Here is a 21,736-nt window from a genome sequence, read left to right as displayed (position 1 = left end):
TTGCGGCAATGCGGCTCACCATCGTTTCCGTTGGTCATAAGATGCCTGATTGGGTTGCTACGGCAACTCATGACTACATCAAAAGAATGCCTGCTGACTGCAGTATTGAAATCAAAGAGATCAAGCCTGATCTCACACCCGCAAAAGAAGCTGTAAAAATTGCAGCAGCCATTCCCAAGGGATCCAGAGTGATCGCTTTGGATGAACGAGGCAAAGACCAAACCACTCAGAACTTAGCAACGCAACTAGCCAGCTGGCGCCAAGAAGGTTTTGACATTACCTTTTTAATTGGTGGTGCGGATGGCTTGGACCCTAGTCTGAAAGCAGGTGCGCAAGCCATGTGGCGACTCTCCAGTCTTACCTTGCCACATGCCATGGCCAGAGTCATGTTAGTAGAGCAGCTTTATCGAGCCTGGACTATTCTGCAAGGCCACCCCTATCATCGTGAGTAATCCGTTGAACTCTTTTATTTATCTGGCTTCGCAAAGTCCTCGCCGCCAAGAGATCTTGAGGCAAATGGGTGTTCGCTTTGAAATGCTACAGCCAAGTCCCGATGAAGATAGTGAGAGCATCGAAACTCCTCTTCCACAAGAAAAAGCACACGCCTATGTAGAACGCGTTACCTTGGCAAAAAGTGCTGCAGCACTCAGCCGATGGAAAAAAAGTGGCTTACCCTGGGCTCCGATACTCTGCGCCGATACCACTGTAAGCTTACCTAAGTATCCTGATGGTGAAATTCTGGGTAAACCGGTTGACGCAGCGGATGCCGCCCGAATTCTGACTATGCTCAGCGGCAAAGTACATGAAGTACTGAGCTCGGTAGCGATAACCGTGAGCCCCGATGAAAAACCCATACAGCTTGTACAGATTTCTCAAGTTCAGTTTGCCGTTTTGTCGAAAGAGCAGATTGACAGCTACATCGCTAGCGGCGAGCCCTTTGGTAAGGCTGGCGCCTATGGCATACAGGGCTTGGGTGGGTCTTTTATTCCCTCAATTCAGGGTAGCTATAGCGGTATCATGGGCCTACCTATTTATGAAACAAAGCTTTTACTAGATCGCGCCCAAGTCAGCAGCATATGAATGAAGAAATACTGATCAATATCACCCCGCAAGAAACGCGCGTTGCTTTAATTCAGCAAGGAGCAGTTCAAGAGCTACAAATTGAGCGCACTCGCCAACGCGGTATCGTGGGAAATATCTATTTAGCCAAAGTCGTTCGTGTACTGCCAGGCATGCAATCCGCATTTATCGAAATCGGTCTTGAGCGCACGGCATTTATGCACGTCGCTGACATCACACAAAATAATCCTCAAGCACAAATTGAAAAATTATTATTTGAAGGTCAAACACTGTTGGTGCAGGTATTAAAAGACCCTTTAGGGACAAAAGGTGCACGCTTAACAACCCAACTGAGTATTGCTGGACGCAATTTAGTTTATCTACCGCCAGCAGGTAGCGATACCGCTACCGAAAAATATATTGGTGTTTCTCAGCGGATTGATCAACCTGAAGAACGCGAAGCCATTAAGGCGCGTCTTGCAGGTCTAATGGCTGAAGACGAAAAAGGCGGCATCATCGTCCGCACTAGCGCTCAAGATGCATCCGATACAGAACTACAGCATGACATGCTTTACCTGCGAACTACCTGGGAAAACATTCATGCAGCCATGAAACACAATCCGGCGCCTACCCTACTCTATCAGGACCTTAGCCTAGCAGAGCGGGTATTGCGCGATGTTGCCGGTGAGGACACCACCCAAATCCGTGTGGATTCTGCCGAGAATTTTGAGAAGCTCAAAGCATTTACAAATGCCTACATGCCTAACCTTTTAGGTAAGTTGACTCTGCATCGCGGCGAACGCGCACTCTTTGACTTATTTGATGTTGATGCGGAGATTAATAAAGCACTAGGTCGCCGAGTCGATCTCAAGTCTGGTGGCTACCTCATGATCGATCAAACAGAGTCGATGACTACGATTGATGTGAACACAGGTAGTTACGTCGGTGCACGCAATCTCGATGACACTGTCTTTAAAACCAATCTAGAGGCAGCCCAAGCGATTGCACGTCAACTCCGTTTACGCAATCTGGGTGGAATCATCATCATTGATTTCATCGACATGATTGGCAAAGACCATCAAGAATCTGTGTTGCATGAACTCAAACGTAATCTTGAACGCGATCATGCACGCACCTCAGTAAGCGACTTTTCTGCATTAGGCTTGGTAGAAATGACCCGCAAACGGACGCGTGAGTCCTTAGCCCATATCACTTGTGAACCTTGCGCCACTTGCCTTGGCAAAGGTGAGATTAAAACTGCCCAAACGATTTGTTATGAGATTTTGCGGGAAATTGTGCGAGAGCACCGCCAATTTAATCCACGTGAATTTAGGATTGTGGCTGCGCCTGATGTAATTGATTTATTTCTAGAGGAAGAGAATCAATTCTTGGCGCAGTTGGGGGATTTCATTGGCAAGCCAATTACCCTACAAGCGGAAGGTAGCTTCCGCCAAGAGCAATACGATATTGTTCTGAGTTAAGTTTTCTAAATTAAGCGTTCGAGAATTGGATGCGATGCAAGTTCGCATACAAGCCATCGTGCTTAATCAAATCTTCGTGAGAACCATTTTCGACAATCTTGCCGTGCTCCAAAACCACAATTCTGTCAGCATGCTCAATGGTCGATAAACGGTGTGCAATCACTAAAGTCGTTCTATTAGCCATTAAAGTATCTAGCGCTTCCTGAACCTGACGCTCGGATTCAGAATCTAGAGCCGATGTAGCTTCATCCAATATCAGAATTGATGCATCTTTATAGATAGCACGTGCAATGGCTAAACGCTGACGTTGGCCGCCAGATAAGCGATTACCGTTGTCCCCAACCATGGAATCAATGCCTTCTGGCAATTCTTTGATCATAGCGCTGAGATTAGCGGCTTCTAATGCCTCTATCGCGCGACCGCGATCGACTCCAGCTGGGCCATTGGCACCATACGCCACATTAGCGGCAATAGTGTCATTAAAGAGAATAACGTCTTGACTGACAAATGCGATTTGTCGACGTACATCTGCGAGCACAATATCTTCCAGCGGAATGTCATCCAAGTAAATGTGGCCACTAGTGGGCTTGAAGAATCGAGGTAACAAATTCACGAGAGTTGACTTACCGCCACCAGATGGCCCCACAAAAGCAACCACTTCTCCAGGCTTAATATTTAGATTGATATTGCTTAGGGCGTCTTGACGTCCAGCTTCTTGCTGGTAGGAGAACCCTACATCATCAAAACGAATAGCGCCTTTTGCCTTATTAAGCGGCTTCATACTTTGCTTGCGGTCTTGATCTTCCTCAAAAGGTTGATCCATCAATGCAAAAATCATCTCTGCTGCAGTAAGACCACGCTGCAAAGGTTGGTTGATATCCGCTAAATGCTTCAAGGGAGAAATCACCAACATCATTGCAGTAATGAAGGCTGCAAACCCACCCACAGTAGTACCTTCCGTAGCAGATTGCATCAAGGCAATCACCAACACCACGGACAAAGCCATGGAGGCAATGAGTTGTGTAATTGGCTGATTTAGACCGCCGGCCACTGCAGACTTCAAGGCAAACTGGCGCAAGCGTTCTGCCTTTTGCATGAAGCGGGACATTTCATACTCTTCAGCACCATGAACTTTAACGATCTTGTATCCAGCTGCAGCCTCTTCAACAATATAAGCAAGATCGCTTGTGAGCGTTTGCTGCTCCCTGTTAAGAGACCTTAAGCGACGATTAATTTTGCTCATGATGAATGCAATGACGGGAAAAATAACTAAGACAACTAAAGTCAACTGCCAATTTAAATAAATTAAATAACCAATTAAACCAACGACCGTCAATGAATCTCGCACTAAGCTAATTAACATTGTTCCCATGACGGAGAGAACGTTATTCACCTCAAAGACAACGCCATTAATTAAAGTCGATGCCGAGTTCTTTTGAAAAAAAGTAGTGCTAGCGTTCAAAAGGGTTTGAAACATTTGCGCACGTAACTTTAAAAGTACGGAGTTAATTACCCTAGTAAGTAAATAGTTCGACAAAAATTGGGCCAAACTTCGCACCAAAGCCAAACCCACCAAGAAAACCGGTACTTGCCAGAGCTTGCTATTAAGTTGACCTGTAAATCCACGATCCAACAAAGGCTTCATTAGGGCAGGGATTGAGGTCTCGGCGGCGGCAACTACAGCCATAGCCAATAAAGACCCAACAATCAAGTTGATATGGGGCTTGAGATAGGTAATTAAGCGATTTAGGGCGGTACGGTCTTGAGCATTCATATAATGAATTATGCCCACCTTATCAGTCATACTCATCACCCGCAATGAAGAGGCCAATTTGGACGATTGTTTGGCCTCTCTGGAGGGGATCGCCCAGCAGATCGTGGTTGTTGATACCAACAGCTCTGACCGCACCCTTGAGATAGCCAAAAACCACGGTGCAACGATAGCCCAGCCGCCGGATTGGCCTGGTTTTGGGCCCCAAAAGAACCGCGCCCTGGATTTAGCTACCAGCGAATGGGTTCTATCCTTGGATGCCGATGAAAGACTCACCCCTGCTCTAAAGTCAGAAATTCTGACGGCCATTCACCATAGCGCCCATGTAGATTGCTTTGCCATCCCCAGACTTTCTTGGTATTGCGGACGCTTTATCCGTCACTCCGGCTGGAGCCCGGATTATGTCGATCGTTTATTTAAACGAGGCACCGCCCGCTTCTCAGATGATTTGGTTCATGAACGCCTAGTTCCCAATGGTCAAGTCGCAAAATTGGAAAATCCCATGCTGCATTACAGCTTCATGAACTACTCTCAAGTACTCCAAAAGCTAGATCGCTACTCCACAGCCTCAGCAGAGCAAGCATTTGCTAGAGGTAAAACAAGCAACCCTCTTAAGGCAGTCCTGCATGGTGCATGGGCATTTTTCCGCACCTATGTTTTGCGTGCGGGATTTTTAGACGGTCCTCAAGGATTTGCATTAGCAGTATCCAATGGTCAAGGAACCTATTACCGCTATATCAAGTTGTGGCACCTGAATCAGGAAACCGGTAAATGATTTCGATTTTGCTAGCCACCTATAACTGGCCACAAGCACTCAAGCTTTGCCTAGAATCTCTGGCTACGCAAACCGATCAGGACTTTGAAATCATCATCGCTGACGATGGCTCTACTGAGAGCACAAAACACCTCATTGAATCTATTAAAGGTTCATACCCCGCTTCTATCACCCATCTTTGGCAAGAAGACCAAGGCTTTCAGAAAACCAAGATCCTCAATAAAGCAATCGCTGCAGCTCATGGCGATTACTTGGTTTTCCTGGATGGCGATTGCATTGTCCAGCCAGACTTTGTGGCTCAGCATCGTGCGCTAGCACAAAAGGGATACTTAGTTACCGGCAGCAGAGTCCTGCTCAATGAACACCTCACCACCGAATTACTCGCTTGGCCTCAGTGGAATTATGAGCGCTTTTCTTCAAACCTTATCAGCAAGCGCTTGAGTGGAGGCATCAATAAATATTGGCCCCTCAAAGTAAAGCTGGGTAACGGCTCCTGGCGTGACTACAAAAAATTTGTTTGGCGTCGCATCAAGGGTTGCAACATGGCTTGCTGGAAAGCCGATGCTGAAGCAATCAATGGCTTTGATGAAACTATGACCGGCTGGGGCCATGAGGATGCCGATTTTATCTTCCGCTTACAACACCATCGCATCCGTCGCAAGTCAGGCTCATGGTCCACGGAAGTACTCCATCTCTTTCATCCAATCCACGATCAAGGCAATGCTGCCGAGAATGCTCGACGTGTTCGCGAGAAGATCTTGGCTAAGGCTCTTTGACTTTTTAAAACGCTATGACTGCTTATTCCGCACTTAAACCTAAAAAGGTTTTATTTATTGCCACGAGGCAAATTGGAGACGTATTAGTAACAACGCCTCTGATTAGCAAAGCCAGAGAGCTTTGGCCTCATGCGGAGTTTCATTTTTTAGGATATCGCGGCAAGTTAGAGATGCTTCATGGCAATCCCGACATTGCTGAAGTGATTGAAACTTCAGATCGTCCCGGTTTTGGTGAATATCTCACCCTCTTTAATCGCCTCTTTCAGCGTTATGACTTAGCAGTTGTGACGCAACCTAGTGATCGCGCCTACCTTTATGGCTTAGTAGCGGCCTTTAGAAGGGTTGGTGTACTGGGTGGTCATCCTCAAGGCAAAGATGCACAAGACCAACAGAAAAGAAGTAAGAGTGAGAAGCAAAATGCCTGGAAGAAATTTATCTGCATGCACACAGTGGATGTTGACTACTTTAAGCAGCATGTTATTGCCGAAAAACTGCGCCTACTAGAGGACTTTTTTAAAAACCGAGCTGAATTATTTTCCAAACCGATCTTAGTTACTCCGCCTGCAGGAGAGCCCTTAACGCCGGTCATTGCAAACGAACTTAAGCAACCTTATGTTGTTGTACACCCAGGACCATTAACGGCCTATAAGCGCTGGCCGCTTGCGTATTGGCAAGAGCTCATCACTTGGCTCGTAAGTCAGAACTTCCAGGTAATCCTCAGTGCGTCACCTGCTAAGCAAGATATACAACTTAATCACGACATCATTTCCTTGTTGGATGATGAAACTAAGAAAAAAGTGATTAATGCTGCTGGTAAATTATCCATCCCCCAAGCAGGCACTTTGATTCGTGGGGCCGCTTTGTATATTGGGGTTGATACTTCAATCACCCATTTAGCAGCAGCATGCAATACCCCAACCATCACTCTGTTTGGTGCCACCCCACCAACGAACTTTGGTCCATGGCCCAATGGTTTTATTGGTGAGCAGCCATATCAATTGCGTGCTCGCACCCAAACCGTTGGCAATGTCACCATCCTGCAAGGCCCTGGTGAATGCGTGCCTTGCCGTAAAGCCGGATGCCTAGATAAGGCCGATAGTTATAGTGAGTGCTTGGACCTGCTAGAACCCAAGCAAGTCATTGAGGCAATTCAGAAGGCATTACCGAACTAAAGCAACGGTCAATCCTGCAATACCGTACTTAGTGATACTGAATCTGTACAGGATCTTTTTGCTTAGAAGCTAGGATTTGATTTAAGCCATGCAAACAGGCATCGTCAGGATAGATACGCAACTCTTCTGGGAACTGCATCAAGCAAGCACCGCCACTAGTAGTGACGGCAGCCGTCAGCATTAAGCCCTTCATACCATCATTGGATCCCGGCGCAGCAGGGGCAGATGCACTAAGCTTAGGATCACGCACACGATTAGCCATAAGGTAGGGATTAATTTGGCTACGGAGCATCTTGATATCAACCGCATTATCAATACAGACATGCACGTTACGGGCAAAGCGCATTCGCGCACCCGTGATATCCATTACCGCCTCAGACACAATACGCATGCCGCCTGAGAACTTATCGGGCGTCACATTCACCTTTGCAACCAAGAGCTCATCCTCTTTTAGCCAAGAACGATTGGGCTCGTAGACTTCGCTATACAAGGTGACTTCGAGGGCAGCAGAGCCATCATCGATAGTTGCAATCATCATGCGACCGCGTTGACCAGTCAGCATTCGAGCTGAAGTAATAATGCCAGCAATGAGTTGATCTTTACCCTCTGTTACCTTAGATAAAGGCTGCCGGATAAAGTGAGAAGTCTCATCGCGATAGGCGTCAAACATGTGCCCTGTTAGGCAAAGACCCAAGGCATTCTTCTCTTCTTGCAAACGCTTCTTTTCAGACCAGATAGGCTCACGCACTAACTCTGGAAGATGGCGATCCTCTTCACCGGCCGCCTCAAACAAGCTCACCTGGTGAATCGATGCCTCAGCTTGTTCAGCAGCCTCAATCGCTCTGGCTAAAGAGGCAAGTAAGGTAGAGCGAATGTCATACAGATTCCCACCCGCTGGAACGGAATCACGATACAAGCTATCAAAAGCACCTGCACGCATCAGCGCTTCAATCGCGCGGCGATTGACTTGCCTACGATCCACTCGTGCACAAAAATCAAACAAATCTTTAAATGGCCCGCCACTTTCACGTGCCTTCACGATAGATTCAATCGCCGCTTCACCGGTACCACGCACCGCACCTAAACCATAACGAATATGGCTGATGGAAGAATCTGGAGCAGCATCTGGTGCGCGCAATGGGGTGAACTCATAAACACCGGTATTGATATCTGGCGAGAACACCCGAATGTTATTGACTAAGCAATCGTCATACAGAATTTTCACCTTATCGGTGTCATCCATTGCAAGTGATAAGTTGGCTGCCATAAATTCAGCTGGGTAATACGCTTTGAGCCAAGCGGTTTGATATGCCAAGAGTGCGTAAGCGGCAGCATGGGACTTATTAAATCCATAACCCGCAAAACGCTCCATCAAGTCATAGATCTCATTTGCCTTTGACTCGGTAATGCCACCCGCTTTTGCACCATCACTAAAGATCTTGCGATGTTGAGCCATTTCTTCAGGCTTTTTCTTACCCATCGCACGACGTAACATGTCGGCACCACCCAATGAGTAGCCGCCAATCATCTGCGCCATTTGCATCACCTGCTCTTGATAGACCATGATGCCGTAGGTCTCGCGCAGAACAGGCTCAATACGGGGATCGGGATACTCTACCTTTTGACGACCATGCTTACGCTCAATAAAGTCTGGGATCAAATCCATTGGGCCCGGACGATACAAAGCCACTAGGGCAATAATGTCCTCAAAGCGGTCTGGCTTGGCTTCACGTAGCATGCCCTGCATGCCGCGGCTTTCTAGCTGAAATACTGCGACAGTATTAGCGCGCTTCAGAACATCAAATGCTTTTTCATCATCGAGCGCAATCTCTCCGATATTCCAGTCTCTGCGATCAGCGTGTAGTGATTTAATCCAACGCTCTGCTGCTGCCAAAATAGTAAGCGTAGTCAGGCCCAGGAAGTCGAACTTCACCAGACCAATCGCCTCTACGTCATCCTTATCAAATTGACTGATCACAGAGCTACTGTCTTGATCTTTGCTTTCTTGTGTGTAGAGTGGGCAAAAATCAGTGAGGCGCCCTGGGGCAATTAAGACACCGCCCGCATGCATACCCACGTTACGGGTCATGCCCTCTAACTGCTGCGCCAAGGAAAGTAATTGACGCACTTCATCTTCATTCTTTTCGCGCTCGGCTAATTGCTTCTCTTCCTTCTTCGCCATCTCAATGGTCATATACTGACCTGGCTTATTCGGAATGAGTTTGGCAATTCCGTCTACGAAGTTATAGCCCTGCTCTAGTACACGCCCCACATCACGAATCGCCGCTCTAGCTGCCATAGTTCCGAAGGTGGCGATCTGACTCACCGCATCTTTACCGTACTTATCCTTTACATACTGAATCACACGGTCGCGACCATGTTGGCAAAAGTCGATATCAAAGTCGGGCATCGATACCCGCTCTGGGTTAAGGAAGCGCTCAAAGAGTAAGTTGTAACGGAGCGGATCCAAGTCGGTAATACCGAGTGAGTACGCCACTAAAGATCCGGCACCGGATCCGCGGCCTGGACCTACAGGCACGCCATTATTTTTAGCCCAGTTAATAAAGTCTGCCACGATCAAGAAGTAACCCGGGAAGCCCATTTGAGAAATCGTCTTGACTTCAAATACCAAACGATCGTAATAACGCTTCATTTCTGCTTCGCGCTCTTCTGCATCCGGGAAATTACGCTCCATGTGGCGCTTCAAACCGACCTCGGATTGCTGCAACAAATAGTCTTCCAAAGTAATTCCGGGCGGTATTGGAAAATCCGGTAAACGTGGTTGACCTAATACCAATGAGAGATTGCAACGCTTGGCAATTTCAACCGAGTTCGCTAGTGCGACTGGCAAATCAGCAAAACGCTTTTCCATTTCCTCTTGGGTCAGGAAGTACTGCTCGTCATTAAACTTTTTGGTTCGGCGTGGATTGCCGAGTAACTCCCCTTCAGCAATACATACGCGGGCTTCATGCGCTGTAAAGTCGCTCTTTTGCATGAACTGCACTGGGTGGGTTGCAACCACCGGTAGGTTTAGTTCACTGGCGAGATGGCAAGCAAGCTGGAGTTGCTTTTCATCTTGAGGATTACCGCCGCGCTGGACCTCGATGTAGAAAGACTTCGGAAAGAGTTTTTCGTAGCGTCTAGCAACAATCTTGGCATGGTCTTCTTGCCCACCCAATAGCGCGATGCCGACTTCACCCATACGTGCGCCAGAAAGTGCAATCAAGCCATAAGAGAGTGTGCGCTTGGCCGCTTTATCTTCTGCTTTGGCAGCGGGCTCACTAAACCAAGCGGAATCGACTTCAGCGCGACCACGAGATTGATTGTCGAGAGATGCCCTACTGAGCAGCTCACATAAATTGAGGTAACCGGAATGATTTTGTACCAAGAGCAATAAGCGATGAGGCTGATCTGGATCCTGAGGATTGCTCACCCAAACATCCGCTCCGGCAATCGGCTTGATCCCGCCAGAACGAGCGGCGGTATAGAACCGCACTAAACCAAATAAATTACTTAAATCCGTAATCGCTAACGCGCCCATCTCATCTTTGACGGCAGCAGCTACCGCATCATCAATGCGCACGACTCCATCCGTAATCGAAAACTCGGAATGGACGCGAAGATGAACAAAACGGGGTGAAGCCATGAGATGATTTTAGCTGTGTCCACACTCAAAAACCCTTCATCCCCAACCGGCGGCTATCGCGGGCGATTCGCCCCCTCGCCCACCGGTCCGCTACATGCCGGATCCCTGGTTGCCGCCCTAGGAAGCTGGCTAGATGCCCGCAAAAATGGGGGTAAATGGCTGCTTAGAATCGAGGATTTGGACACCCCAAGGTGCCTCCCTGAAGCAACCGGGCAAATTCAGACTCAATTACTCGCCTGCGGCCTTTCTTGGGATGAGGAGGTCATTCATCAATCTCAGCGCCAAGAGGCTTATCAAAGGGCTTTAGAGCGCTTAAATGGGCTTCAATGCCTCTATTCCTGCACTTGCTCAAGACAAACTATTGCCAATGCCCTAGCTAAGCTCGGAATAGAGACACCCCGCAATCAAGAAATGATCTATCCCGGCACTTGCCGCCCTGCCCACATAATCAGCAATCCCACAGAATCTATCGAGGAATTACAACGTGCTTGGCGAATTGGTCTTCCCCAAAATTGCCATATTGAATTTAACGACTTAGCTCTGGGCTCTCAAAGCCAAAACCTCAATGCAGAAGTAGGCGATTTTGTACTACGCAGGAATGATGGCTTATTTACCTATCAGCTAGCTGTAGTCGTTGATGATGCCGAGCAGAACATTACACACATCGTTCGTGGCAAAGATTTGCTGAGTAATACTGCAAGGCAAATTTATCTACAAGAGATATTGGGATACAAGCGGCCAGAATATCTTCATCTTCCACTGGTGCTCGATGAGCATGGTGAAAAACTGAGCAAGCAAACTTTAGCAACACAAATTAATACGCAAGATAAGAAACACTCGCTGAGAGAGTTACGTAAAGCAGCAATACATTTGGGATTGCAGAATTTGCCGGATGGCGAGAAGGTCACTATTGCAGAGTGGCTGCTTGCAGCCACTCATGCATGGCGAAGTTAATTACTCAGTTAATTACTCAGTTAATTATTTTTTCTTAAAGCCGCCGAGTAAAGCACCAACAGCAGGTTTTGCAGGAGTAATGCCCGCTTTCTTCTCTTCTGGCTTAGCAGCATCTACAGTAGATACAGACGCTACACTTGGCTCGTAAGGCTTATAGAAGAAAGGGTCAGACATTTTTGCTGGCGCGCTGTAAGAACTTCTAGAGCCACTGGAGCTGCCATAACTACTAGATGAAGGACGGCTTTGCGAAGGCGCACCTTCAGGCAAAGGCTGAACATCCAACTTACGCTTCATTAGCTTTTCGATATCGTCAAGCAAACGCTTTTCACTGGCATCAACTAAGGCAATCGCATCCCCTTTACTGCCGGCACGACCTGTACGACCAATGCGGTGAATAAAGTCTTCTGCGTTATAAGGTAACTCGTGATTAATCACGCACGGCATATCGGGAATATCTAAACCTCGAGCAGCCACATCGGTTGCCACTAATGCTTCGATTGCGCCAGATTTAAATGCGTCCAAAGTTAAAGTACGCTCACCCTGACTCTTGTCACCATGAATCGCGCCCGCTTTAATACCGTCACGCTCTAAGGCACGAGATAACTTTGCACATCCTAAACGACTATTGGTAAAGATGATGCATTGGCGTGATAAGCCAGCACGAGTACGTGCTTCAAGGACTTTGACAATCGCGCGTTGCTTATCGGCAGAGGAAACCATGTGCACTACTTGTTTCACCGTATCAGCCGCAGCATTTTGACGTGCCACTTCAACCGTTACCGGAGTACGTAAATAACTTTGTGCCAGTTTCTTAATTTCTGGTGAGAACGTTGCAGAGAACAACAATGTCTGTCTTTGCGCAGGAATCAAATCAATGATGCGCTGTAGGTCAGGCAAGAAACCCATATCAAGCATGCGATCGGCTTCGTCTAAAACCAAAATCTCCACTTGGGAGAGGTTGGCAACCTTAGAGCCAATGTGATCAAGCAAACGTCCTGGAGTGGCGATCAAGATCTCTACGCCATTACGCAGTATTGATACTTGTTCTTTCATATCCACGCCACCATAAACAACGGCAGCGCGTAAATCAGTGTGTTTGGAATAGCTTGCCGCATTTTCGGCTACTTGCACTGCCAGCTCACGTGTCGGAGTGAGAACCAGTGCACGGATTGGATGACGTGCTGGCGATGCGCTGTTACTCGCGTGACGCAAAATCTTTTGAATGATCGGCAATACAAAGGCAGCCGTCTTACCAGTACCAGTTTGTGCTGCACCCATCAAGTCACTACCCGCCAATACATGCGGAATAGATTGCGCTTGAATCGGAGTGGGAATAGTGTAACCCTGCTCAAGAACCGCTTTTTGAATTTTCGGGTCTAAACCAAAGTCAGCAAAAGTGATTGTTGCTGGAGGAGCAGTATCAGTAGCACCAGGGGTAGCGATATCGCTCACCCCTGTAGAAGAATTTATTTCAGTAGCAGTATTTGTCAAGGTAACTTACAGGATGGCCGCAATGCCGGCCTTAGCGGTTTCAGCATCCTCGGTCGATTTAACGCCGGAAACGCCGACTGCGCCGATGGTAAACCCATTTACATCGATATTGACCCCACCCTCCAACATGCCCGAAATATGTGGGGCAGATAAGAAAGAGGTGCGACCGTTATTAATAATTTCTTCGTAAACGCGACTCTCACGTTTACCCATTGCAGCTGTACGTGCCTTCTCTTGTGCAATGTATGCTGATACCGGAGCACAACCATCACGACGAATCAAGCCCAACATATGACCACCATCATCACAAACGGCAATCGTTACTGCCCAATTATTGGCAGCCGCATGCTTATTAGCTGCATCCAAAATCTTTTGGGCATCAGCTTGAGTTAGGTAAGGTTTAGTTGCGGTCATGTTTAATCTTTCTATCTCGAATATGGTGTATTTATTTCATGCACTTCTATATAAGTACTTGAATTATAAGGGGTGTAGCCAGATTGAACCTGAGGAATCTGGCTCCACCCACCCTAATTTGCTCTAAGTTGCCCTAAGTACTTCTTATTTAAGGAACTCTTGGGCTGCAACGACTCCACTGGCCTTGGGTTTGTAACCCATAGAACCCAGACTCATCTCTACCCCACTGAGGGCGGCCATCAAGCTCAATTCATTGCAATCGCCTAAATGGCCAATGCGAAATGCCTTGCCTTTGATCTTGCCTAAACCTGTTCCCAAGGAGAGGTTGAATTTCTCCAGCGCATGTTTACGCAATACATCCGCATCCATACCTTCTGGTGTTGCAATACAAGTCAACACTGGTGAGTAGCAGTCTTTATCTTGACACTGAATTTCTAGACCCCATGCATTCACCGCTTCACGACAAGCAGCAGCTAAACGCTGGTGACGCGCAAAGATCGCATCCAATCCTTCGGCCATCATCATGTCCATAGCTTCATGCAAACCGTACATCAAATTGGTGCTGGGAGTCGTTGGCCAATATCCATTTTTATTAGACTCTAGGATCTCATCCCAAGCCCAATACGATTTATGTATTTTGTTTTTTTCACTGACTTCAATTGCACGTGGTGACAAAGCATTAAAGCCAATTCCAGGTGGCAACATCAAGCCTTTTTGTGAGCCGGAGATAGTTACGTCTGCGCCCCATTTGTCATGCTCATAATCGGCTGAACCCAAGCCAGATACACTGTCTACGAGCAATAAGGCTGGATGCTTTAAGGAATCAATTGCTTTTCTTACGGCAGCAATATTGGAGGTAACGCCAGTTGAAGTTTCGTTATGCACTACGCAAACAGCTTTGATCTCATGACCAGTATCTTTGCGCAAACGCTCTTCAATCACAGATGCATCTACTCCCCAACGCCAAGAATCTTGTCCGGCTTTACCAACCACCTCAACATCTAAACCAAGACGCTTACCAAGTGCACGCCACAAGTTTGCAAATTGACCAGTTTCATAGAACAACACTTTGTCACCAGGATTGAGAACGTTGACTAATGCACCTTCCCAAGCGCCGGTTCCGGACGCGGAATAAATAATGACCGGTTGCTCAGTTTTAAAAATCTTTTTGATGCCATCCAATACCTTGAGACCAAACGCACCAAATTCTGGACCACGGTGATCAATAGTTTGATAGCTAATGGCGCGCAGTACGCGTGGGGGCACAGGACTTGGGCCGGGGATATGTAAAAAATGGCGTCCTGATGCGTGGTTATCAAGTTTCAACATGCTTTGTCTCACTTTTAAAGTGTTTATAGGTAGTTATTTCTGCTGCTAGTGTATGACAATTTTGGGGAAATTTCCATTTTGTATACAATTTATTTGAAATAATCCTCGGAATAAAGCCTAAATTAAGCATTTAAAGGCTGTATTTATACTTTAAGATGGTTTATTCTTATTTTGTATACAAATTAATAAGCCAAGAGCTTAACTAAGGGTTGATCCATGACGGTAGTAGAACAGCCAAATTCACAAAATTTGCATGAAGCGACTTTCGAGAAGCTGAGATCCCTCTTGGTCGAGGGCAAGATTGCCCCTGGCAGTAAATTGAATGAGCGTGAATTGGCTGAAAGCCTCAACGTCTCCCGCACCCCCATTCGGGAGGCGATTCGCCGTTTGGCAGCTGAAGGTCTGGTGGAGCTGATCGCCAATCGTGGTGCAATTGCAGTGCAACTCAGCCTTGCAGATGTTTTAAATACGTTTGATGTCATTGCAGATCTCGAGGGGTTCTCAGGAGAATTGGCTGCCAACAATATTAGCGATGCCACTCTCTCTGAATTAGAAGCCCTCCAATATGAAATGATGGCCTCTTATGCACGCCGTGATTTATCGAGTTATTACAAACTCAATTTACGTATTCATCATCTGATTAATCAGGCAGCAAACAATCCTGTTTTATCAAAACTCTTTACCCAAGTCAATGCGCGCATTGAAGCATTACGCTTTCGCTCCAATCAAGATGGCGTTAAGTGGGAAAAGGCTGTGGAAGAACATCAAGAAATGCTCGATGCCCTTAAGGCACGAGATAGTGTCCGCATGAGAAAAATTATGATTCAACACGTCAGAAATAAGCGCGATGTCGTTGCTCAATTACTCCAATCAGAATCCCTGTCAGAAGCTACCAAATCATGAACAAACCCTTAGATCTTAAAGAACTCATGGTTGATCAAGCGGCTATAGCGGCTCGTCTTCGCAAGGAGACTTCAGGGGAAGTGATGACGGATACTGCGAGTCGCGGGCGCTATGCAACAGATGCCTCGATCTATCAAGCCATGCCGGTTGCAGTCTTTGTGCCGAAAACTGCTCAAGATATTGCTAGCGCGATTCAGATAGCAGCAGAGATGGGCGTGCCTGTGCTCCCCCGTGGTGGCGGCACAAGTCAGTGCGGTCAAACTACTGGTGCAGCACTAGTGATCGATAACACCAAATACTTCAGAAATGTTTTAGATCTCAATCTGGATAAGGGTTATGTTGAAGTTGAGCCAGGCATTGTGCTGGACCATCTCAATGGCTCGCTCAAGCAACATGGTCTCTGGTATCCAGTGGATGTTTCTACTGCTGGACAAGCGACGATTGGCGGTATGGCCGGTAATAACTCTTGCGGTAGCCGCTCAATTGCTTACGGCAATATGGTGCATAACGTTTTGGGTATTGATGCCTGGTTAGCAGATGGCAGAATTGCCAACTTCAGCGATTACGCAAGTAGCACTGGGGCTGCTAAGCAGTTAGGTGACTTTGTTAAAAATCTAGCCACTACCCTCCAACCAGAAATCGAAGCACGCTTTCCGAAGGTATTGCGACGCGTAGCTGGCTATAACCTCGATATCTTTCATCCACAGAGTGAGTTACCTTACACAAAAGATGGCAGCGTCAATCTAGCCCACCTTCTAGTTGGTAGCGAAGGCACTCTTGGGTACTTTAAGTCACTCAAACTCAAGCTAGCGCCTTTGCCGCAACATAAAGTATTGGGCATTGTGAACTTCGCTAGCTTCTACAAAGCAATGGATAGTGCTCAGCATATTGTGAAGCTTGACCCTACCGCTGTTGAGTTGGTTGATCGCACCATGATTGATTTAGCGCGTAGCAATCCCAGCTTTAAGAAAACCATTGAAACCGCCTTAATTGATCACACAGCCCAGACTCCAGAAGCCATTTTGTTGGTTGAGTTTTCTGGTGAGTCTCATGCTTCATTGCTTGAGAAGCTCAAAGCCTTACAAGAACTGATGAGTGACCTGGGCTTGCCTGGATCTGTTGTGCCGATGCCTGATGCGTCTCTGCAAAAGAACCTATGGGAAGTGCGCAAAGCAGGTCTTAATATCATGATGAGCCTCAAGGGCGACGGTAAGCCGGTGAGCTTTATTGAAGACTGTGCTGTTCCGCTAGAAAGTTTGGCCGAATATACCCAAGCTTTAACAGATGTGTTTTCTAAATATGGCTCACGTGGCACTTGGTATGCCCATGCTTCTGTGGGAACACTGCACGTGCGCCCTATTTTGGATATGCGCAGAGATGGCGCCCAGAAGATGCGTGCGGTTGCTGAAGAGGCTTCTGCTTTGGTGCGCAAATACAAAGGCGCATACAGCGGTGAACATGGCGATGGCTTATGCCGCGGCGAATGGATCTCTTGGCAGTTTGGCCCCAAGATCACTGAAGCCCTCGCAGAAATCAAATACGCTTTTGATCCCAAGGGATTATTTAATCCGGGCAAGATCATCAATCCGCCTAAGATGGATGATGCGAGCAACTTTAGATTTCCACCAAGCTATAAAGTTATCCCTTTGCAACCTGCATTAGATTGGTCTGCCTGGAACGTTCAGAACGATCCCGTCACAGAGGCAACTACCGCGCCTGGCACTGGCGGTGATCCCGCCATGGGCTTAGCTAAAGCAGTGGAGATGTGCAATAACAATGGTCACTGCCGCAAGTTTGATGCTGAAGTGATGTGCCCAAGCTATCGCGTAACGCGTGATGAGAAACACCTCACCCGCGGCAGAGCAAATACTTTGCGTCTGGCACTGTCAAATCAACTCGACATCAAAGATGAGACCTCACCGCTCGGTAGCGACGCAATTAAAGAAGTGATGGAGCTGTGTGTAAGCTGTAAAGCTTGCCGTCGTGAGTGCCCTACTGGCGTGGATATGGCCAAGATGAAGATTGAGTTCTTATCCGCCTATAAGAAACGTGTTGGTCATTCATTACGAGATCTAGCAGTTGCCTATTTGCCTAAATATGCCAACACGATTAGCGCTATTCCATTCCTGCCAACCTTACTCAACTTACGCAATCACATTAAGCCTATTGCAACACTTCAAGAGTGGGTCATGGGGATTTCTGCGCAAAGAAGTTTGCCGATTTGGAAGGGTAAAACTTTCTGGAATCAGAAAGCGGCAAACATTTATCAATACAGCCCAGAGCAATTGGCTAACAATACTGATGGCAAAGGCGTTGTTCTATTGGCAGACACCTTTAATGCCTACTTTGAAGATGAGAATCTCCAAGCTGCATTAAAAGTACTGAATGCTGCAGGCTATCGCGTGCATATTCCTCACAAGAGTCAAAGCAACGCCACCAAACAAACAAATAAAAGTGAAGGTGGCTGCTCTAAAGAGTTTTGCTGTGGCAGAACCTATCTTGCGGCTGGCATGGTCGATAAGGCCAAGGAAACTCTCGGTGAATTGGTTGATCACCTCGCGCCCTACGCAGACAAGAACATTCCGATTATTGGTTTAGAGCCTTCTTGCCTCTTCACCCTAAAGGATGAAGCCTTGGTGATGGGCTTTGGTGACAAAGCAATAAGCGTTTCTAAACAAGCGCAATTACTCGAAGAGTTTTTAACTAGCGAAGTACGAGCAGGAAAACTCAAATTGAATCTCAAAGCAGCCGATAAGTCTGTCTTGTTTCATGGTCACTGCCATCAGAAGGCATTTGCTGCGGTGACTCCTGCAATGGAATTACTCAAACTTATTCCGAATGCAGAACCTAAGCTGATTGAGTCTTCTTGCTGCGGTATGGCTGGGAGCTTTGGCTATGAAGCTGAACATATTGAAGTTTCTAAGCAAATGGCAGAAGCGAGTCTTTTGCCTAGTATTCGGAAATCGCCAGATAGTTGGGTGGTAGCTGATGGCACCAGCTGTCGCCATCAAATTGCCGATGGCACCCAAAGAGAAGTTGTGCATATCGCCAGAATTTTGGCGGCGCATCTATAAGAGCAAAAAGAGGATGGGGCGGCGTATTTTTATTTAACGAATGACGCCGTAACCCACCATCAGTAAAGTTCCTGTCAGTAAGGCGGGAACCAATCGCTTGGTGGGTTTAGAGATCATCACGCCGATAGCCAAAGCACAAATCAGCGCTCGTATCCACAAAGGTACGGTTGCCATCAGGCCAAGTGGCATCACAATCAAGCGAATGGTTAAAGAAGCAACCATCGCATAGGTCACAGCAGCCAACCAGCGGAAGATCTCGCTATCTTGATTAATGCTTTGCGATAGAAATACACCAATCGCACGACAAAAATAAGTGCCAAGACAAGCACCCACCAAGGCGATCCACAAGCCCCAGCCTGAAAGCGCGTTAGACACGGTATTTATTGCACTCATCCAATAACTCCAGTTTTCTTGCGCAAGAACTTACGATCAATAAAGTAAGCAATAGTTCCAGAGACTAGTCCTGCGGTTAATAGGCTGGTATCGCGATCTACTACAAAGAAGATGGGGCCAAAGATGCAGCCCAAGCAAATCGCAATGCGGTTAATCCAAGGCTTTACCTCAGTAAATGTCAGCAAGAAAAACAGGGGGTTAATAAAGACTAAGCCTAGGGTCACAGCGGGTGGCACCATACCTGCCAGATAAAAACCCAGAATAGTTCCCGGAATAGAAATCAACCAGCATAGCAATCCCAAGCCAACAAAATAGCTAAGGCGATGCTTCACCTCAATCGCATGAAACTCGCGCATGGAGATGGCCCATGCTGTCATCGCTAGCAGGTGCACTGAAGCATACAGACTACGATTGCGATCTTTTTGGTGGAACTGCGGAAAGAGTGTCACCGTCATCGTAATGAAGCGCGTAGATGTGAGCGTGACTGCTAAAGCAATAGCCACAACTGATGAGCCGGTAATGGCCATCTCAAGCAAGACAACCTGCCCTGGTAATGCGAACATAAAGAAGGAAGTAAAGGTCGTAAACCAAACATCAAAGCCGTTGGTTTTGCCCATTGCTCCGAAGCCCACCATACCAGCAAAGAGCACCATCGCAGGAGCGCCCGCTGCATCCCGAATACCGGACCAAAACGCATCTCTTGGACTTTTAAAGCGCTCTGCCGCAGACTCTTCTAGCGCGATTTCGCTAGGATCAATATAGGGCTGGTCTGCGGATGACATGACTTAATTGTAAACTTTGTAGGACTTCTAGGTCTTCAGGGCCCATTCAATATGCTCAGCCACTAGAGCATCGACTTGGCCAAGCGCCTCACTTAAAGCTGCGCGTATTGCTAACTTATCGCTATCTGCTACAGCAGGGCTTGCTAGCGCATTGCCCATTGCTACGGCTAAATTGCGACGCCAGCGGCTATAGCCAATTCTGCGAATAGCGCTGCCTTCATGGCGTTGCTCAAACTCCGCTTCAGTCCAGGACCACAGGTGCAAAAGTGATGCCTGCCCCAAACCATGCCGTCTTGCAAAATCTGGTAACTCTGTGCGTTTGGCAAATTTATTCCAAGGACAAATCAGTTGGCAATCATCGCAACCGTAGATACGATTACCCATGGCACCTCTAAATTCAACTGGTATCGCTTCAGGATTTTCGATGGTGAGATAAGAGATGCATCTACGTGCATCTAATTGATATGGCGCAGTAATGGCTTGAGTAGGACAAATATCGATACAAGAGGTGCAGGTACCGCAATGCTCTTCAATCTCTTGATCCAATGGAAGTGGTACATCCACCAAGATCTCACCCAGAAAGAATGTCGAGCCAGATTCTCGATTGAGCAAGAGCGTGTGTTTACCGCGCCAACCTAAGCCTGCCTTGCGCGCCAGCTCTACTTCCATCAATGGTGCCGAATCCGTAAATACGCGATAACCCAACTTCCCAATCCGCTCTTCAATGAGTTGGGCAAATTCTTGCAAACGATTACGGAGTACCTTGTGATAATCGCGCCCTCTGGCGTATATCGAGACCACTGCTTGGGTTGGATCTTCTAGCCTTTGCCACTCGATATCGAAATCGGTTTCGGGAGGGAGGTAGTTCATGGATACACAAATGACGCGCACTGTACCAGGTACCAATAGCTCAGGATTGGAGCGTAATTCAGCATGCCGCTCCATGTACTCCATGTGGCCGTGACGACCCTCAGCCAGCCATTCCTGCAAACGTTCTGTTGCAGGTCCTAAATGGGTGTCGGTAATGCGTAAGCCATCAAATCCCAAGGATGCAGCCTGCTCCCCAAGCCAATCACGCAGATTGGACTCATCTAAAGGTTGAGGGCTAGTAGATAAAGGCATATGGAATACAGAATGTAGCGCAATAATTGAATAAACTAGGGGAATGGCTCAAACACAGGCAACCACGGCAATTCCGCTCACTGCAATAGATCTCTATTGTAGGCAGGAAGCCGATACCGCCTCTATTGCTAAGCAACTGGCAGCCCGTTTTGAGCACTTTCTGACTAAGCAGCCAGGTTCACGCTTAAATATCTCCCTAGAGGGTGATCTTGGCGCCGGCAAAACGACCTTTGCTAGATACCTCATTCAAGCACTGGGTCATGAGGGCAAAGTAAAAAGCCCTACCTATACCTTATGCGAACCTTACCCGCTGAAATTAAAAGAACAAGCAATCACTGTTCACCACTTTGATTTGTATCGCATGCGTGACCCCCTGGAATGGCAAGAAGCGGGATTTGCAGAGCATTTTGATGTACCGGGTATTTGCTTAATTGAGTGGCCAGAAAAAGCAGAAGGCACTTTGCCAAATTTTGATATTCAGATTCAGCTGTCTGCTGGTGCAGATGAGAATGAGCGCAGTATTAAGCTCAATGCTTTAAGCCAATCTGGAGTAAGCGCATTACAAGGGATCCAACCGAAGTGATGCGCAAATAA

General features: G+C 47.3%; 18 protein-coding genes. 10 read left to right on the top strand and 8 right to left on the bottom strand.

The genetic code is table 11. From position 1 onward, the window contains the following. The first annotated feature begins 8 nt into the window (after positions 1-8). From rlmH to rng, 3 genes are read left to right on the top strand one after another with little or no spacing between them, the layout of a single operon-like run. Positions 9-452: a 23S rRNA (pseudouridine(1915)-N(3))-methyltransferase RlmH gene (gene rlmH / locus ICN34_RS05340; protein ID WP_216121271.1), complete on the top strand. Its 444-nt coding sequence runs from the start codon at positions 9-11 to the stop codon at positions 450-452. Continuing rightward, positions 445-1,080, top strand: a complete 636-nt coding sequence (locus tag ICN34_RS05335) for a nucleoside triphosphate pyrophosphatase (protein WP_370623969.1) — start codon at positions 445-447, stop codon at positions 1,078-1,080. Before rlmH ends, ICN34_RS05335 begins: the two co-directional genes overlap by 8 nt. Next, the gene (gene rng / locus ICN34_RS05330) at positions 1,077-2,540 is read left to right on the top strand and encodes a ribonuclease G (RefSeq protein WP_072583964.1); all 1,464 of its coding nucleotides are present in this window, start codon (positions 1,077-1,079) and stop codon (positions 2,538-2,540) included. Before ICN34_RS05335 ends, rng begins: the two co-directional genes overlap by 4 nt. 10 nt (positions 2,541-2,550) lie before the next feature. On the opposite strand, the gene msbA is transcribed toward rng, so the two are convergent. Continuing rightward, a complete protein-coding gene (msbA, locus tag ICN34_RS05325) occupies positions 2,551-4,314 on the bottom strand; it encodes a lipid A export permease/ATP-binding protein MsbA (protein WP_216121269.1) in 1,764 nt (587 codons plus the stop codon). 10 nt (positions 4,315-4,324) lie between these two features. On the opposite strand from msbA, the gene ICN34_RS05320 reads away from it, so the two are divergent. Genes ICN34_RS05320 through ICN34_RS05310 form a run of 3 tightly spaced genes read left to right on the top strand, consistent with a single transcriptional unit; the run spans position 4,325 to position 7,034 of the window. Continuing rightward, the gene (locus tag ICN34_RS05320) at positions 4,325-5,086 is read left to right on the top strand and encodes a glycosyltransferase family 2 protein (RefSeq protein ID WP_216121268.1); all 762 of its coding nucleotides are present in this window, start codon (positions 4,325-4,327) and stop codon (positions 5,084-5,086) included. Further along, complete coding sequence (locus ICN34_RS05315; RefSeq protein WP_072583967.1) at positions 5,083-5,862, top strand: glycosyltransferase family 2 protein; 780 nt, start codon at positions 5,083-5,085, stop codon at positions 5,860-5,862. Before ICN34_RS05320 ends, ICN34_RS05315 begins: the two co-directional genes overlap by 4 nt. Before the next feature lie 14 nt (positions 5,863-5,876). Then, on the top strand, positions 5,877-7,034 hold the full coding sequence (locus tag ICN34_RS05310; RefSeq protein ID WP_216121266.1) for a glycosyltransferase family 9 protein: 1,158 nt from the start codon (positions 5,877-5,879) through the stop codon (positions 7,032-7,034). A gap of 28 nt (positions 7,035-7,062) precedes the next feature. On the opposite strand, the gene dnaE is transcribed toward ICN34_RS05310, so the two are convergent. Continuing rightward, entirely contained in the window at positions 7,063-10,680 is a 3,618-nt protein-coding gene (dnaE, locus tag ICN34_RS05305; RefSeq protein WP_216121264.1) for a DNA polymerase III subunit alpha, read from the bottom strand. A 15-nt stretch (positions 10,681-10,695) separates the two neighbouring features. On the opposite strand from dnaE, the gene gluQRS reads away from it, so the two are divergent. Continuing rightward, positions 10,696-11,634: a tRNA glutamyl-Q(34) synthetase GluQRS gene (gene gluQRS / locus ICN34_RS05300; RefSeq protein ID WP_370623968.1), complete on the top strand. Its 939-nt coding sequence runs from the start codon at positions 10,696-10,698 to the stop codon at positions 11,632-11,634. Positions 11,635-11,658: 24 nt separating this feature from the next. On the opposite strand, the gene ICN34_RS05295 is transcribed toward gluQRS, so the two are convergent. From ICN34_RS05295 to ICN34_RS05285, 3 genes are all read right to left on the bottom strand, one after another. Then, entirely contained in the window at positions 11,659-13,125 is a 1,467-nt protein-coding gene (locus ICN34_RS05295; RefSeq protein ID WP_216121260.1) for a DEAD/DEAH box helicase, read from the bottom strand. Positions 13,126-13,131: 6 nt separating this feature from the next. Then, positions 13,132-13,539: a heme-binding protein gene (locus ICN34_RS05290; RefSeq protein WP_072583972.1), complete on the bottom strand. Its 408-nt coding sequence runs from the start codon at positions 13,537-13,539 to the stop codon at positions 13,132-13,134. A gap of 144 nt (positions 13,540-13,683) precedes the next feature. After that, on the bottom strand, positions 13,684-14,868 hold the full coding sequence (locus tag ICN34_RS05285) for an alanine--glyoxylate aminotransferase family protein (protein WP_072583973.1): 1,185 nt from the start codon (positions 14,866-14,868) through the stop codon (positions 13,684-13,686). Positions 14,869-15,084: 216 nt separating this feature from the next. Between ICN34_RS05285 and ICN34_RS05280 the strand changes: the two genes are divergently transcribed. Further along, positions 15,085-15,771: a GntR family transcriptional regulator gene (locus ICN34_RS05280; RefSeq protein ID WP_072583974.1), complete on the top strand. Its 687-nt coding sequence runs from the start codon at positions 15,085-15,087 to the stop codon at positions 15,769-15,771. Next, positions 15,768-18,845: an FAD-binding and (Fe-S)-binding domain-containing protein gene (locus tag ICN34_RS05275; protein WP_216121258.1), complete on the top strand. Its 3,078-nt coding sequence runs from the start codon at positions 15,768-15,770 to the stop codon at positions 18,843-18,845. Before ICN34_RS05280 ends, ICN34_RS05275 begins: the two co-directional genes overlap by 4 nt. 33 nt (positions 18,846-18,878) lie before the next feature. Here the strand turns inward: ICN34_RS05275 and ICN34_RS05270 are convergent, their stop codons facing one another. The 3 genes from ICN34_RS05270 to queG are packed head-to-tail and all read right to left on the bottom strand — an operon-like array spanning position 18,879 to position 21,142. Beyond that, complete coding sequence (locus tag ICN34_RS05270; protein ID WP_072583976.1) at positions 18,879-19,238, bottom strand: AzlD domain-containing protein; 360 nt, start codon at positions 19,236-19,238, stop codon at positions 18,879-18,881. Further along, entirely contained in the window at positions 19,235-20,020 is a 786-nt protein-coding gene (locus ICN34_RS05265; protein WP_072583977.1) for an AzlC family ABC transporter permease, read from the bottom strand. The genes ICN34_RS05270 and ICN34_RS05265 overlap by 4 nt, the downstream gene beginning before the upstream one ends. Positions 20,021-20,047: 27 nt before the next feature. Then, positions 20,048-21,142: a tRNA epoxyqueuosine(34) reductase QueG gene (gene queG / locus ICN34_RS05260; protein WP_216121256.1), complete on the bottom strand. Its 1,095-nt coding sequence runs from the start codon at positions 21,140-21,142 to the stop codon at positions 20,048-20,050. Between the two features lie 43 nt (positions 21,143-21,185). Here queG and tsaE point away from each other — a divergent pair, with 43 nt between their 5' ends. After that, positions 21,186-21,725: a tRNA (adenosine(37)-N6)-threonylcarbamoyltransferase complex ATPase subunit type 1 TsaE gene (gene tsaE / locus ICN34_RS05255; protein WP_216121254.1), complete on the top strand. Its 540-nt coding sequence runs from the start codon at positions 21,186-21,188 to the stop codon at positions 21,723-21,725. Positions 21,726-21,736: the final 11 nt, after the last annotated feature.

The organism is Polynucleobacter sp. Tro8-14-1, from assembly GCF_018881655.1.
Lineage (GTDB): Bacteria > Pseudomonadota > Gammaproteobacteria > Burkholderiales > Burkholderiaceae > Polynucleobacter.
This window is presented reverse-complemented; position numbering and strand designations above follow the sequence as displayed.